Origin of the sequence: Streptomyces pimonensis (assembly GCF_041380215.1) — a bacterium.
In the GTDB taxonomy this organism is placed as follows: Bacteria; Actinomycetota; Actinomycetes; order Streptomycetales; family Streptomycetaceae; genus Streptomyces; species Streptomyces pimonensis.
In genome coordinates this window covers 1-13,968 of the sequence record NZ_JAHWZY010000037.1, presented here as the reverse complement: position 1 = coordinate 13,968, position 13,968 = coordinate 1, and the positions used below count along the sequence as shown (strand labels likewise).

General features: G+C 73.2%; 10 protein-coding genes, 4 tRNA genes, 1 other RNA gene and 1 pseudogene. 9 read left to right on the top strand and 7 right to left on the bottom strand.

Annotated elements, in window-relative coordinates; translation table 11 throughout:
- Positions 1-171 precede the first annotated feature (171 nt).
- The 8 genes from KYY02_RS27575 to KYY02_RS27540 all read left to right on the top strand — a co-directional run bounded on the left by KYY02_RS27575 (position 172) and on the right by KYY02_RS27540 (position 4,701).
- Complete coding sequence (locus tag KYY02_RS27575; protein WP_371242531.1) at positions 172-489, top strand: histone-like nucleoid-structuring protein Lsr2; 318 nt, start codon at positions 172-174, stop codon at positions 487-489.
- A gap of 136 nt (positions 490-625) precedes the next feature.
- Positions 626-697, top strand: a tRNA-Gly gene (locus KYY02_RS27570).
- Between the two features lie 80 nt (positions 698-777).
- A tRNA-Gly gene (locus tag KYY02_RS27565) sits at positions 778-850 on the top strand.
- A gap of 134 nt (positions 851-984) precedes the next feature.
- Positions 985-1,953: an ABC transporter ATP-binding protein gene (locus tag KYY02_RS27560; protein WP_371242530.1), complete on the top strand. Its 969-nt coding sequence runs from the start codon at positions 985-987 to the stop codon at positions 1,951-1,953.
- Positions 1,950-2,726 carry an ABC transporter permease gene (locus KYY02_RS27555; RefSeq protein WP_371242527.1) on the top strand — a complete coding sequence of 259 codons (777 nt, stop codon included), beginning with the start codon at positions 1,950-1,952 and terminating at the stop codon, positions 2,724-2,726. Before KYY02_RS27560 ends, KYY02_RS27555 begins: the two co-directional genes overlap by 4 nt.
- 27 nt (positions 2,727-2,753) lie before the next feature.
- Positions 2,754-3,995, top strand: a complete 1,242-nt coding sequence (locus KYY02_RS27550) for a sensor histidine kinase (protein ID WP_371242525.1) — start codon at positions 2,754-2,756, stop codon at positions 3,993-3,995.
- Positions 3,992-4,606, top strand: coding sequence for a response regulator (locus KYY02_RS27545; protein ID WP_371242523.1), 615 nt, complete (start codon positions 3,992-3,994; stop codon positions 4,604-4,606). The genes KYY02_RS27550 and KYY02_RS27545 overlap by 4 nt, the downstream gene beginning before the upstream one ends.
- Before the next feature lie 22 nt (positions 4,607-4,628).
- Positions 4,629-4,701, top strand: a tRNA-Gly gene (locus KYY02_RS27540).
- Between the two features lie 54 nt (positions 4,702-4,755).
- Here the strand turns inward: KYY02_RS27540 and KYY02_RS27535 are convergent.
- The 6 genes from KYY02_RS27535 to ffs all read right to left on the bottom strand — a co-directional run bounded on the left by KYY02_RS27535 (position 4,756) and on the right by ffs (position 13,297).
- Positions 4,756-5,655, bottom strand: a complete 900-nt coding sequence (locus KYY02_RS27535; RefSeq protein ID WP_371242521.1) for a phosphoribosylaminoimidazolesuccinocarboxamide synthase — start codon at positions 5,653-5,655, stop codon at positions 4,756-4,758.
- A gap of 83 nt (positions 5,656-5,738) precedes the next feature.
- On the bottom strand, positions 5,739-7,265 hold the full coding sequence (locus KYY02_RS27530) for a N,N-dimethylformamidase beta subunit family domain-containing protein (RefSeq protein ID WP_371242519.1): 1,527 nt from the start codon (positions 7,263-7,265) through the stop codon (positions 5,739-5,741).
- Between the two features lie 249 nt (positions 7,266-7,514).
- A complete protein-coding gene (locus KYY02_RS27525) occupies positions 7,515-9,293 on the bottom strand; it encodes a hypothetical protein (RefSeq protein WP_371242517.1) in 1,779 nt (592 codons plus the stop codon).
- Between the two features lie 290 nt (positions 9,294-9,583).
- Positions 9,584-10,837 (bottom strand): phosphoribosylamine--glycine ligase, encoded by a 1,254-nt coding sequence (gene purD / locus KYY02_RS27520; protein ID WP_371242513.1) that lies wholly within the window; start codon positions 10,835-10,837, stop codon positions 9,584-9,586.
- An 88-nt stretch (positions 10,838-10,925) separates the two neighbouring features.
- The gene (locus tag KYY02_RS27515) at positions 10,926-13,151 is read right to left on the bottom strand and encodes a DNA polymerase III subunit gamma and tau (RefSeq protein ID WP_371242511.1); all 2,226 of its coding nucleotides are present in this window, start codon (positions 13,149-13,151) and stop codon (positions 10,926-10,928) included.
- Positions 13,152-13,198: 47 nt separating this feature from the next.
- An RNA gene (gene ffs / locus KYY02_RS27510) (signal recognition particle sRNA small type) lies at positions 13,199-13,297 on the bottom strand.
- 72 nt (positions 13,298-13,369) lie between these two features.
- Here ffs and KYY02_RS27505 point away from each other — a divergent pair.
- Positions 13,370-13,457, top strand: a tRNA-Ser gene (locus KYY02_RS27505).
- 58 nt (positions 13,458-13,515) lie between these two features.
- Here KYY02_RS27505 and KYY02_RS27500 read toward each other — a convergent pair.
- A pseudogene (locus tag KYY02_RS27500) lies at positions 13,516-13,968 on the bottom strand (site-specific integrase); the annotation flags it as partial.

Genomic DNA, 13,968 nt, shown 5'->3' with positions numbered 1-13,968 from the left:
CGCGGAGAGATTTAGTCGAGCTTCACAATGCAATGCCGGGCACTGTACAAATGAATTGTCATTAGCGGATACTTTGCCCGATTACAGGCGGACAGCCGACATCTCGGCGATGTCCCGGCACGTCATCACGGACGTCCGGGCGAGAGGTGTCGCACGAAGGGACCGATATTCGTGGCGCAGAAGGTCGTGGTCACTCTCTTTGACGACATCGACGGCTCGGAAGCGACGGAAACGATCGCCTTCGGACTGGACGGCAAGTCGTACGAGATCGACCTCAACGAAACCAATGCCAGGGAGCTGCGTGCGGCCCTCGAGCCCTACGTGGACGCCGGCCGCAAGCGGTCGCGCTCCGGCAGGGCGTACCGGCAGACGGAGGTCGCCCCGGACCCGGCCGCCGTGCGCGCCTGGGCACAGGCGAACCGGATGGACGTCCCCGCGCGCGGGCGGATCCCCAAGAGGGTCTACGAGGCGTTCGCCGCGGCGCGCTGAGCCGGCCGGGCGACCCGCCCCGACGGCCGGTCACCCGTCCCCCTCGGCAACCGACTTGCGCAGCACCCCCGCTGATCAGCTAGAGTCTGGAGCACGCCGAGGGGCGAGGCCGAAAGGTCCGGCTCACGGAGTACTTGCGGGTGTAGTTCAGTAGTAGAACATCCCCCTTCCAGGGGGAAGGCGCAGTGTGCAATTCCTGTCACCCGCTCTGCACCGCCGTACCGACCACCGTTGTGGATCAGGTAGGCTGGTGCACGCGCCGATCGGTGAGAGCCGGTCGGAGGCAATGCGGACGTAGCTCAGTTGGTAGAGCGCAACCTTGCCAAGGTTGAGGTCGCGAGTTCGAGCCTCGTCGTCCGCTCTTCGCTCAAAGGCCCCGGTCATCGACCGGGGCCTTTGTCGTGCCGTTCCCCGAGGGTCCCTTCTGACATTTGTCATGTCCGGCGATGACACCCCGCACTGCCGGACCGTCCCGGCCGCCGGGATGCTCGAAGCATGGAAGCGAACGAACACGAACACGAGCACGTGATCGAGGTCACGGGTCTGCGACGTGTCTACGGGGGCGGGTTCGAAGCGGTCCGCGGGATCGACTTCTCGGTGCGGCGCGGGGAGGTCTTCGCCCTGCTGGGCACCAACGGTGCCGGCAAGACCTCCACCGTCGAGCTGCTGGAAGGGCTCGCCGCCCCGGCCGGCGGGCGGGTCCGGGTGCTCGGCCACGACCCGTACACCGAACGCGCCGCCGTACGGCCCCGCACCGGCGTGATGCTCCAGGAAGGCGGTTTCTCCTCCGAGTTGACCGTCGCCGAGACCGCCCGGATGTGGGCGGGGTGTGTCAGCGGGGCCCGCCCCGAGCGGGAGGTGCTGGCGCTGGTCGGGCTGGAGGCGAAGGCCGGCGTCCGGGTGAAGCAGCTCTCCGGCGGCCAGCGGCGCCGCCTGGACCTGGCGCTCGCGCTGCTCGGCGACCCCGAAGTGCTCTTCCTCGACGAACCCACCACCGGGCTCGACGCGGAAGGCCGCCGGGACACCTGGGAGCTGGTGGGCGCGCTGCGCGACGGCGGTACGACCGTGCTGCTCACCACGCACTACCTGGAGGAGGCCGAGAACCTCGCCGACCGGCTCGCGATCATGCACGAGGGGCGCATCGCCGCCACCGGCACCCCGGCCGAGGTGACCGCCTCCGAGCCGTCCCGGATCACCTTCGAACTGCCCGAGGGATACTTCGTGGGCGACCTGCCGCCCCTCGCCGAACTGGGCGTGAGCGACCACACGGTCGACGGCCGGACCGTCCGGCTGCGCACCCGCGAACTGCAGCGGGCGGCCACCGGACTGCTGATGTGGGCGCACGGCGCCGGAGTGGAACTGCGCCGGCTGGACGTGCGGTCGGCGTCCCTGGAGGAGGCGTTCCTCGGGATCGCCAAGGACGCGTCGGCGGGGACGCCGGCGCCGAAGGAGTACGCGGCATGAGCACGACCACGACCACACCGGCGAGCCGGATGACCGCCCTCGCCCGCGCCGAACTGACGCTGCTGGGGCGGAGCAAGGGCACGCTCGTCGCCGCGCTGTTCATCCCGCTGGTGATGCCGCTCAGCGTGCGGTCGGCGGCCGAGGAGATGGACCTCGCCGAGGTGGGACTCACCCCCGGCGCCGTCGTGCTGCCCGCCGCCGTCGGTTTCTCCCTGCTGTTCGCCGTCTACTCCGCCCTCGTCGGGGTCTTCGTCGTCCGCCGCGAGGAACTCGTCCTCAAGCGACTGCGCACGGGCGAGCTGCGGGACGCCGAGATCCTCGGTGGGTCCGCGCTGCCGTCCGTGCTCACCGGGCTGGTGCAGTGCCTGGTGCTGACCACGGCCTGTGCGGTGCTGCTGGACATGTCCGCGCCGTCCGCGCCGCATCTGGCCGTCATCGGCCTGCTGCTGGGGCTCGTGATGTGCGCCGCGCTCGCGGCCGTCACCGCGGCCTTCACCCGGACCTCCGAGAGCGCGCAGGTCACCCCGATGCCGCTGTTGATCGTCTCGATGCTCGGCTCCGGCATGTTCGTCCCGCTGGAACTGTTCCCCGACCGGCTGGCCTCCGTCTGCGAACTGCTGCCGCTGACCCCGGTCGTCACCCTGGTGCGCGGCGGCTGGACCGGCGACCTGTCGGCCTACGAGGCCCTCGGCGCCCTCGTGACGGCGGTGGCCTGGACCCTGCTGGCGGTGTTTGCTGTACGGCGGCGGTTCCGCTGGGAGCCGAGGCACTGACGTACGCGAGGGCGGGAGAGACGGGACATGGGCAGGCCGGACGGCTGGTGGGGGCGCAAGAGCACACCGGCGAAGGTGGAGACGTACACGAGGTGGTCGTTCCACTCCATCTGCCTCTGCGAGATGGCCGCGATCGGTCTGCCGGCCTTCGGGCGGGTGGGAGGACGGTTCGCACTCGTGCTGTCGCTGCTGGTCGCGGCGCACTCCGTGCTGGGCATGGCAGTCGTCTCCCGGGCCCTGGACTGGACCCTCGGACGGCGTCCCCAGCCCCTGCGGCTGCTGTGGACGCTCGGCGTCCTGACCGTGGCGCTCGCGGTCGCCGCCCTCGCCGTCGCGGAACACGGGCCGCCCGGTGACGACGTCGACGCCGCCGCCGGCTCGGTCTTCGGGGGCGTGCTCTGCTTCGGCGCGGGCACGATCGCACTCGGGGTGCGCGACCGGCGGCGCGTCCTCGCCGTCGTCGGCGGGTTCGGGGCCGGAGTGGCCCTCGTGGCCTGGCCGCTGGGCATGCCCGGTCCCGTCGCGCTGGGAGTGGCCGGGATCGTGCTGGCCGGCGCCGGCTTCCTCGCCTTCACCGCGGTCTTCTCCGTCTGGCTGCTCAACGCCGTCTACGAACTCGACGAGGCGCGCGAGACCCGTGCCCGGCTCGCGGTGGCCGAGGAGCGGCTGCGGTTCGGACGGGACCTGCACGACGTGATGGGGAGGAACCTCGCCGTGATCGCGCTCAAGAGCGAGCTGGCCGTCCAGCTGGCGCGGCGCGAGCGGCCCGAGGCGGTGGAGCAGATGATCGAGGTGCAGCGCATCGCCCAGGAGTCCCAGCGGGAGGTGCGCCACGTGGTGCGCGGCTACCGGGAGATCGACCTGGAGACCGAACTCAGCGGCGCGCGGGGGGTGCTGAGGGCGGCCGGCATCGACTGCGAGGTGAGCGGCGAGACGGGTGGGCTGCCCACCGAGGTGCAGTCGGCGCTGGGCTGGGTCGTGCGGGAGGCGACCACCAACGTGCTGCGGCACGGGGACGCGAGGAAGTGCACCGTGTCGGTGCGGATGCCTGAGGGGCGCGTGGTGTTGACGGTGCAGAACGACGGGGCCGCGGCCCGGTCCGGGACGGCCGGTCCGGGAGGCGTGGGCGGCTCGGGCCTGGCGGGGCTGCGGGAGCGGCTGGAGGCGGTGGGCGGCACGCTGGACGCCAAAGGCCTCGGCAAGGGTGTGTTCCGGCTGGTCGCGGAGGTTCCGCTGACGGCGGAGCCGGTGCTGGAGGTCGCGTCGTGACGGACGTCGTCCGCCTGCTGCTCGCCGACGACGAGCATCTGATCCGCGGGGCGCTGGCCGCCCTGCTGTCCCTGGAGGACGACCTCCTCGTCGTCGCCGAGGCGGCCACCGGGCCGGAGGCGCTGGCGATGGCGCGGGCGCACGCCCCCGATGTCGCCGTGCTGGATCTGCAGATGCCCGGCGCGGACGGTGTGAAGGTCGCCACATCCCTGCGGGCGGAGCTGCCCGACTGCCGGGTGCTGATCGTGACCGGTCACGGGCGGCCCGGACACCTGAAACGGGCACTCGCGGCGGGTGTGCGGGGGTTCGTCCCCAAAACCGTCAGCGCCCAGCGGCTCGCGGAGATCATCCGTACGGTGCACGCGGGAAACCGTTACGTCGAACCGGAGTTGGCCGCCGACGCGATCGCCGCCGGGGACTCCCCGCTGACCTCGCGCGAGGCGGAGGTACTGGAACTCGCGGCGGACGGGGCGCCCGTGGCGGAGATCGCGGAGCGGGCCGCGCTGTCCCAGGGGACCGTGCGGAACTACCTCTCCTCGGCCGTCTCGAAGCTCGGGGCGGGCAATCGCCATGCGGCGGTCCGTCTCGCACGGGAGCGGGGTTGGGTATAGTAGGTGTCGCGCCACGGCGCATGCGAACGTAGCTCAGTTGGTAGAGCGCAACCTTGCCAAGGTTGAGGTCGCGAGTTCGAACCTCGTCGTTCGCTCGGATCAGGGCCCCGGTCATCGACCGGGGCCCTCGTCGTGCGGCCCGGAGGCGCTCAGCTCCAGGTGGTGCCGGTCAGGCGCTCGTACGCCTCCACGTACTTGGCGCGGGTCGCCTCCACGATGTGCTCCGGCAGCGGTGGCGGGGGCTGCTCGCTCCTGCGGTCCCAGCCCGACTCGGCGGAGGTCAGCCAGTCCCGCACGAACTGCTTGTCGTACGACGGCTGCGCCCGGCCCGGCTCCCACTGTTCGGCCGGCCAGAAGCGGGAGGAGTCGGGGGTGAGCACCTCGTCCGCGAGGACCAGGGTCTCGCCGTCGAAGCCGAACTCGAACTTGGTGTCCGCGAGGACGATCCCCCGGTCGCGGGCGATGTCCCGGGCGCGGGAGTAGGCGGCGAGGGTCGCCTGGCGCAGCCGGGCGGCGGTCTCCGCGCCGACCCGGCGCGCGACCTCCTCGTAGGAGACGTTCTCGTCGTGCTCGCCGACGGCGGCCTTGGTGGCCGGGGTGAAGATCGGGGCGGGCAGTTCGGAGCCGTCGACCAGGCCCTCGGGGAGGGCGAGGCCGCAGACCGTGCGGGACTCGTCGTACTCGGCCAGGCCCGAGCCGGTGAGGTAGCCGCGGGCCACGCACTCCACCGGGACCATGTCCAGGGACGTGCAGACCAGGGTGCGGCCCGCCCAGTCGTCGGGGGCGCCGGCCGGCGGCTCGGTGCTCAGGACGTGGTGCGGGAGCAGGTCGGCGAGCTGGTCGAACCACCACAGGGAGAGCCGGGTGAGGACCCGGCCCTTGTCGGGGATCTCGGTCGGCAGCACCCAGTCGTAGGCGGAGATGCGGTCACTGGCGACCATCACGAGGTCGCCCGCCTCGCTCCGGTACAGCTCGCGCACCTTGCCGGTGTGCAGATGCACCAGGCCCGGAACCTGGATCGGCTCGGGCTTTTCGACGAATCCGGACACGGTTTCTCCCTGTGGTTCTGACCAAGTGACTCGATTCTCCCGTATGCGCGGGTCGGACCGCGTACGGGGTGTCGACGGACGGGTCAGTCGCGTTTGCAGATGCGGTCCAGGAGATTGGCGGTGGCGCGCTGGACGCGGGGGTCGGTGTGGCCCGGGCGGTCCAGGGCGGGGGACCATGCGAAGGTGCCGGAGGCGAAGACCCAGGCGCCGGAGGGGGCCCGGTACAGGGACGTCTCCTGATGGCGTCGGACGCCCCGGCGGTCGGTGTACGGGGAGTGGGCGAGCAGCACGCGCTCCTCGTGCTCCGGCAGCGGGGTGCGCGGGTAGTAGCGGTCGGCCTCGGCCGCGACCATGCCCTCGATGCCGTCGCCCTCGTACACGCCGGTCGCCTCCCACATCCAGTGGCCGGCGTTGCGGACGATCAGCGGATGCGGCTCCGGGACGGGACCGGCGTACTGGATGCCCAGCAGCTGCTGCTCGGCGCGGTCCTGCTCCCGCCACAGCGTGGGTTTGCCCGGGCCCTGGCGCTTGCGGCAGGTCAGCAGGCGGGCGGGACCGGCCGGGGAGGGGGCGAGTTCCACCTGCCAGTACATGGTGTTGGCGGAGAGGAAGACCAGGGACGTGCCGTGCTCACGGGCGTCTTCCACGGCGGTGCGCATGGGCACCGACCAGTACTCGTCGTGGCCGGGGAAGACCAGGCCCCGGTAGCGGGCGGGGTCGATCCGGCCGGCGTGCAGGTCGCGGGCGTCCGCGTAGGCGAGGTCGTAGCCGTAGCGCTCGGCCCAGCGGATGACGTCGTAGGCGTGGCCGACGTGCAGCGGGAGGCCGGCGCCCGCGTACGGGCGGTCGAAGGAGACGGTGGTGGCGGCGTCCGCCTCGCCGAGCAGCCGGCCCTGCTCGTCCCAGGCGTGGTAGAGGCTCGCGCCGGTGCGGCCGTCCTCCGGGTACAGGTTGTACGCCTGCCAGGTGACGTCGGGCAGGACCAGGAGGAGGTCGGCCGGGCGGTTGTCGCGGACGGTGAACGGGATGTGCGAGCGGTAGCCGTCGGCGGTGGTGAGGACGGCGACGTACGCGCCGACGCTCCAGTACGACGGGACCGGCAGCCGCCAGGACAGCCACCAGTGGTGGCAGGAGACGGTGCGGTCGGCGGTGAGCGGCGCCGGCTGCACGATGCCGGAGAGGCGGGGACTGGAGGTGATCTTGGTGGCGCCGTGGCCGCCGTAGTGGCCGATGCGGTAGACGTCGACGTCGAACGGCTGGGGCGGGTCGACGGTGATGTGGAAGTCGATGGACCCACCGGGGGCGACCGCGCCGGTGGAGGCGAAGCCCTTGATCTGGCGGTGCACGTCGTCGGCGGCACGGGGCCCGACGGAATCGGAGGCACGGGGGGCGGGGATCCTCAGGCCGCCCTGTCTCGGGACACGGGCGGCGGCGGCCCGTTCCGCGTCCGTGTAGGGCTCCGGTTCCACGTACCAGGGGACGACCCGGCCGCTGTCGTCGAAGTACGTCTCGCTGCCGCGCAGCCACGGGAGGGGGCCCTGTCCGAAGGGATCGTTCACGGCGTGTGCCAGTGCTCCCGACTCCCAGCGGCGGATCTGCTCCGAACCCATGGTCGCTCCCCTCCCTCGTGCCCCCGTCGCGGTGCGGTGCGGTGCGGTGCGTGGTGCTGTCCGGCAGTCGGCTGGCGAACGGTACCTGTCGCCACTTATGTGCTTGTCGTATGTCGCGCGCTCTTGCCAGTGAGCGCGAACGGTCCAAGCACATCACATTGAGCGCGTACTACGTCACCGTTCGTTTTGAATTGACCGAAAGCGGAAGGGTGAGTTCTGGGGCTCCGGGGCAGGGAGCGGGTCGTCGGCTCAGACGAGCCGTACGGGCTTCTCGGGGCGTATGCCCTGCCGGGTCAGCCACAGCCGGAGGGCCGCCGGATCGCCGTCCTCGATGAGGGTCAGGATCCGGGGGGAGAGGTCCGCGGCGCGTACACCGCCGAGGAGCAGCGTGGGCCCGTCGAGCCAGTCGAGTCCGGGGACGGCGCCCGCGGTGTCCATCGCCGCGCAGCAGACCATCGCCGCGATGTGATCGACGAGCAGTTCCCGGCCGGCGCGCGGGGGCTGGAGGGGGAAGAGGGGGAGCGCCCGGTCGTCCCGGAGCGGGTCCGGGGCCCGGTCCGTGCGGACGCCGGAGACGGGGAGCGCCACCGCCGCCTCCTCCCGGGCCAGCTCGGCACTCAGCCGGGCGGCGAGAGCGGCACTGCGGGGGGTGGCGGCGGCCAGGTCCTCGTCGTCGGGGGCGGGAGCCGACGGCAGAGCGGGAACGGGTTCCGTGGACGGCGTGGGTGCGTGGGCTTCCGCGGGGATGGTCAGGTGGGTCAGGACCCGGGAGAGGGTGGGGGCGCCGGGGGCGAGGGGTCCGCCGGGCGCGGGAGGGACGTGGAGGGCGTCCAGGACGCGGTGGAGGCGGGCGGTGTCGGTGCGCCACTTGCGGTCGACGACCTCCTCCGGATAGTCGCCCCAGTGCACCGGGCACCAGTCCGGACCGGCTTTCGCGGGTCCGCCGTGGAAGAGGCGGGCGGCGAGGAGCGACGTGGCCTCGTCCACCGTGCCGGGCTCTTCCAGCAGGTCGCACGCCGGACGCTCGCCGAGGCGGGAGGCGAAGCCCTCCGCCAGCCGGTCCCGGCGGGACAGCTCGGTCAGCGCCGCCACCACTCCCGCGTTGAGCCGCGAGGGCCAGCGGCCCATCCGCCAGGCCGGCAGCGCGACCCGGGTGAGCAGCCGGTCCCAGCCCGCGTACGCCAGACCCACCTGCTCCTGGGCGACGATCCGCAGCCCGTAGTCCACGGCCTGGGCGCGCTCGGCCGCCGCCGCGGCGACCCCGCGCTCCATCTCCACGGCGTGCCCCCGGCAGCCGCGCAGCAGCAGGAGGGTGACCCGGCCGACGCCCGCGAGCACCCCGCGGGCCACCGGCCCCCGGCGGGGCGCCGAGGCCACGGCCACCGCGGCGTCCAGCCCCCGCACGAAGCGCCGGGCGGCGGCTATGTCCGGGTGCGCCGAAGGCCCCGTACCGGCGACGACCGGGGCGAGGACCGCGCGCAGCTCGCCCACGCGCATCCACCACAGGAACGGGGAGCCGATCACCAGCACGGGCGCCGCGGCGGCCTTGCCCCGGACGGACCGCCCCGCACCGGCCATGTCGCCGTGCTCCTCGGCGGGCGCAGGGCCGTGAGCCGGGTGGGTGCGGTCCTCCAGCCAGCTGTCGCAGTCCGGGGTGAGCGCTATCGCGGAGGGGGCGGGGACGTCGAGCCGGTCGGCGAGGTCGCGCACCAACCGGTACAGGTCCGGGGCCGCGTCCTCGGCGATGGGGACCGTGGGGCTCATGGCGGGCCGGGCCCGCGCGACGACCAGGGCGACACCGGTGGCGACGAGCAGGACCAGTACCGCGATCGGTGTGAGGAGCCGGCGGGCGAGGTCCCAGCCGCCGCCCGGCAGGTGGCCGGTGGATCCGCCGACGAGCAGGATCACGGCGACGGCGGCCGGCAGCAGCGCGACGGCCAGCGCCCGGCTCCGGACGCGCAGCACGGCCAGCGCGTGCGACCGCGCGGTCCGCGCGCCCCCCTCCGCTCCCGTTCCGCTTCCGCTCATGGCCCGACCTCTCCCCCTCCCGGCGGTCGTGATGCTGTCCCGGCGTTGTCCACTCCCCCACTGTGGCACCCGCCACCGACATCGCAATGCCGATGGGCCAAGTGCCGGAACGCTTGCGCGGCACCATAGTTGGGGCCCCGGCTGTCGTCAGCCGGATGGCGCATCGCTCACCCGATGGAATGGCTTTGGGGAGAGGTGGAGGACGGACGGCAGGGGTCAGGCCCCGGCTCCTGAGACGGATCCGGGGCCTGCGGGGTTCATCGGCGCCGGGAGCGGACCGGCCCGTACGGCTACGCCTCCCGCGCCGCCTTCGCCGCGATGTCCGTGCGGTGCCGGGAGCCGTCGAGGCCGATGCGGGACACCGCCCGGTAGGCGCGGTCGCGGGCCTCGGTGAGGTCCTTGCCGGTCGCGGTGACGGACAGCACGCGCCCGCCCGCGCTGACGACCGCGTCGCCGTCCCGCTTCGTCCCCGCGTGCAGCACGTACGCGTGCGGGGCGTCCTGGGCGGCGACCTCGTCCAGGCCCGTGATCGGGTCGCCGGTGCGCGGGGCGCCGGGGTAGTTGTGCGAGGCGACGACCACGGTGACCGCGGCCTCGTCGCTCCAGCGCATCGGCTCCAGGTGGGCGAGGCTGCCGGTGGCGGCGGCCATCAGCACACCGCCCAGCGGGGTCTTCAGCCGGGCCAGGACCACCTGGGTCTCGGGGTCGCCGAAGCGGGCGTTGAACTCGATCACGCGGACCCCGCGCGAGGTGATCGCCAGACCGGCGTAGAGCAGCCCGGAGAACGGGGTGCCGCGGCGCCGCATCTCGTCCACCGTCGGCTGGAGGACCGTCTCCACGACCTCGTCGACCAGCTTGGGGTCGGCCCACGGCAGCGGGGAGTAGGCCCCCATGCCGCCGGTGTTCGGACCCTCGTCGCCGTCCAGCGCGCGCTTGAAGTCCTGGGCGGGCTGGAGCGGTACGACCGTCTCGCCGTCGGTGATCGCGAAGAGGGAGACCTCGGGGCCGTCGAGGAACTCCTCGACGACCACGCGCGCGCACCCCCCGGCGTGCGCGCGGGCCGCCTCGATGTCGTCGGTGACGACGACGCCCTTGCCGGCCGCGAGCCCGTCGTCCTTGACGACGTACGGGGCGCCGAACGCGCTGAGGGCGGCGTCGACCTCCTCGGGCGTCGTGCAGACGTAACTGCGGGCGGTGGGCACGCCGGCCCCCGCCATGACGTCCTTGGCGAAGGCCTTGGAGCCCTCGAGCTGCGCGGCCTCCTTGGAGGGGCCGAAGACCGGGATGCCCGCGTCGCGCACGGCGTCGGCGACACCGGCGACGAGGGGCGCCTCCGGGCCGACCACCACGAGGTCGGCGCCGAGCCGGGCGGCCAGCGCGGACACGGCCGCACCGTCGAGGGCGTCGACCCGGTGCAGCTCGGCGGCCTCGGCGATGCCGGCGTTGCCGGGGGCGCAGTGCAGCGCGGTGACGTCGGGGTCGAGGGACAGGGAGCGGCACAGGGCGTGTTCGCGGGCGCCGCTGCCGATGACGAGGACCTTCACGGGGTCAGCCTAACGGGAGACGGCGGGCTCGCCTTGTGCGGGCCTCCGAAGGAGGGGGAGGACGCCGTTCGTGCGTTCCTCCGAATCCCTAGTCGTTCGTGAACTCCTCGACGACCGTCGCGCCCAGCTCTCGGACGAGCAGTTCCTGCCCGGAGAGGGCGGACTCGTCCAGGTCGGGATCGTCGTCCTCGGGGACGTCGTCCTCGGGCGAGACGGGGGGCGGCGGCTCCGGGGCGGACGGGCGGGGCGCCGGGGCGGGCGCGGAGGCCGCCGGGGCGGGCGCGGAGGCCGCCGGGGCGGGCGCCGCCGGCTGCGCGGGCGCGACGGCCGGGGCGCTCGGCGGGGGCGCGGAGGGCCGCTGGCCGCCACCGGGACCGCCGTACCCGCCGCCACCGCCGGTGCGGCCGCCGGCGGGCGCTCCGATCGGGGCCGGCGCCGACGTGCCTCCCCCGCCGCCGGACGGGTCGACGACCGCCTCGATCCTCCACTGCACGTTGAACTGTTCGGCCAGCGCCTGACGCAGTACGTCCTCGCTGCCGCTGCTGAGGAAGTTGTCCCGCGCTCCGGCGTTCACGAAGCCGATCTGGAGCGTCGTGCCGTCGAAGCCGGTCACCTGGGCGTTCTGGCTGAGCAGGATCCAGGTGAAGCGACGACGGTTCTTGACCGTCTCCAGGATGTTCGGCCAGAGCGTGCGGGGGTCGAGCCCGCCGCCGGCGCCCGAGGGGGCGGGCGCCGCCTGGGGAACGGACACCGCCTGGGGAGCGGACACCGCCTGGGGAGCGGGCGCGGGAACTCCGGCGGGGGCCGGGGGCTGCGCCCCGCCCGTCGGGGCGGCGGTGGGCCAGCCCCCCGGCCGACGGCCTCCGCCGGCGGAGGCGGCGGAGGGCCAGGCGCCGGGGGCACCGGGGGCGGGCGGAGCACCGGAGGGCGCCGGGGCGGGCGCCGGGGGCTGCTGAGCCGGCGCGACGGGAGAGGCTGGAGAGGGGGTGGTGGGGGTGGGGGCCGCCGGACCCGGCCCCCGCACGGCGGCCCGGGCGGCGGCGGGACCGCCCCCCGGTTCGACGGAGCCCTGTCCCGGCGCTCCTCCGTGGACCTCCGGCCCGGGGACGTACGCCACGGCGGGCGCACCGGCGCCGGCGCCGCCCGCGGAGAAGTTCGCCCCGCGCTCGATCCGGTCCAGCCGGGCCATGACCGAGCGCTCGTCGCCGTAGGCGGCCGGCAGCAGCACGCGCGCGCAGATCAGCTCGAGCTGGAGGCGCGGCGAGCTGGCGCCGCGCATCTCGGTGAGCCCTTCGTTGACGAGGTCGGCGGCGCGGCTGAGCTCGGCGGCCCCGAAGGCGCCGGCCTGTGCCTGCATCCGCTCGATCACGTCGGCGGGGGCGTCGATGAGCCCCTTCTCGGCGGCATCGGGAACGGCGGCGAGGATGACGAGGTCCCGCAGCCGCTCCAGCAGGTCCGTGACGAACCTGCGCGGATCGTTGCCGCCCTCGATCACCCGGTCCACGACCTCGAAGGCGGCGGCGCCGTCGCCGGTCGCGAAGGCCTCGACGACGGAGTCGAGCAGCGAGCCGTCCGTGTACCCCAGCAGGGAGGTGGCCATGGCGTACGTCACGCCGTCCTCGCCCGCGCCGGCGAGGAGCTGGTCCATGACGGACATCGAGTCACGCACGGATCCCGCACCGGCCCGCACGACGAGCGGCAGCACGCCCTCCTCGACCGGGATGTCCTCCTTCCCGCACACCTCGCCGAGGTAGTCCCGCAGCGTGCCGGGCGGCACCAGCCGGAACGGGTAGTGGTGCGTACGCGACCGGATGGTCCCGATGACCTTCTCGGGCTCGGTGGTCGCGAAGATGAACTTCAGGTGCTCCGGTGGCTCCTCGACGACCTTGAGCAGCGCGTTGAAACCGGCCGACGTGACCATGTGGGCCTCGTCGATGATGTAGATCTTGTACCGGCTGCCCGCGGGCCCGAAGAACGCCTTCTCCCGCAGGTCACGGGCGTCGTCCACACCACCGTGGGAAGCGGCGTCGATCTCGATGACGTCGATCGAACCCGGTCCGTTGCGCGCGAGGTCCCGGCAGGACTGGCACTCCCCGCACGGCGTCGGGGTCGGGCCCTTCTCGCAGTTCAGGCACCGCGCCAGAATGCGCGCGCTGGTCGTCTTGCCGCATCCGCGCGGACCGCTGAACAGGTACGCGTGATTGACCCGGTTGTTCCGCAACGCCTGCTGCAACGGGGCGGTGACATGCTCCTGCCCGATGACCTCGGCGAACGACTCCGGGCGATAACGGCGGTACAGCGCGAGAGACGACACGCCTACGAGGTTATAGGCGCGCACCGACAACCGGGCCGGACGTCCGGAACGCGAGCGCCCCCCACGCACCCGCCAGAGCCGACCTACCCTTGCTGCCTTCCGGCCCTGGGGGAGTTCAGTCAGATAGCGCCGCGTGAGGGGCTACGCAGAGGTTACCCCATGTCGCGGGTGAGGAACGAGTTCGCGAGCACTCCTCTCGGTCATGTAATGTTCCCACCGGAGGATTCGCCTAGAGGCCTAGGGCGCACGCTTGGAAAGCGTGTTGGGGGCAACCCCTCACGAGTTCGAATCTCGTATCCTCCGCCAGTGCCTCACCGGGCACGATGTCGAAGGCCCCGCTGCTTGCAGCGGGGCCTTCGACGTTGTCGCCTCGGTCCGTCGTCGGCGGCTCCCAGATCGCGTCGCCGACTTGCTGCGCGACCTTCCGCAGCATGGTCCCGGTCACGTGCAGGTACCGGGCACGCATCAGGGCCGCTCCGCCGGGCTCCCAACCCATGATCGAGTCGGCCACGACGTCCGGGACGCCAAGGATCAGCAGCACGGTCGCGGCGGTGTGGCGAGCGTCACGAAGACGTCCGTTGGGTACGCCGGCATCTCGGAGAAGTCGCTTCCGGACAGGGAAGTCGGTGTTCGGACTGAGCGGTCCGCCGGTCGGCGAGGCGAACACGCACCCCTTGCCCTCCCAGTCCGTGCCAGCAGCAAGCCGCTCCCGCTCTGGTCCTCCTGGCGCTGACGGAGAATCTTGTTCAGCGGATCGGGCAGGCAAATGGTGCGCCGTCCGGCCCGGGACTTGGTGGGCTTGCGCTCACGCCGGGTC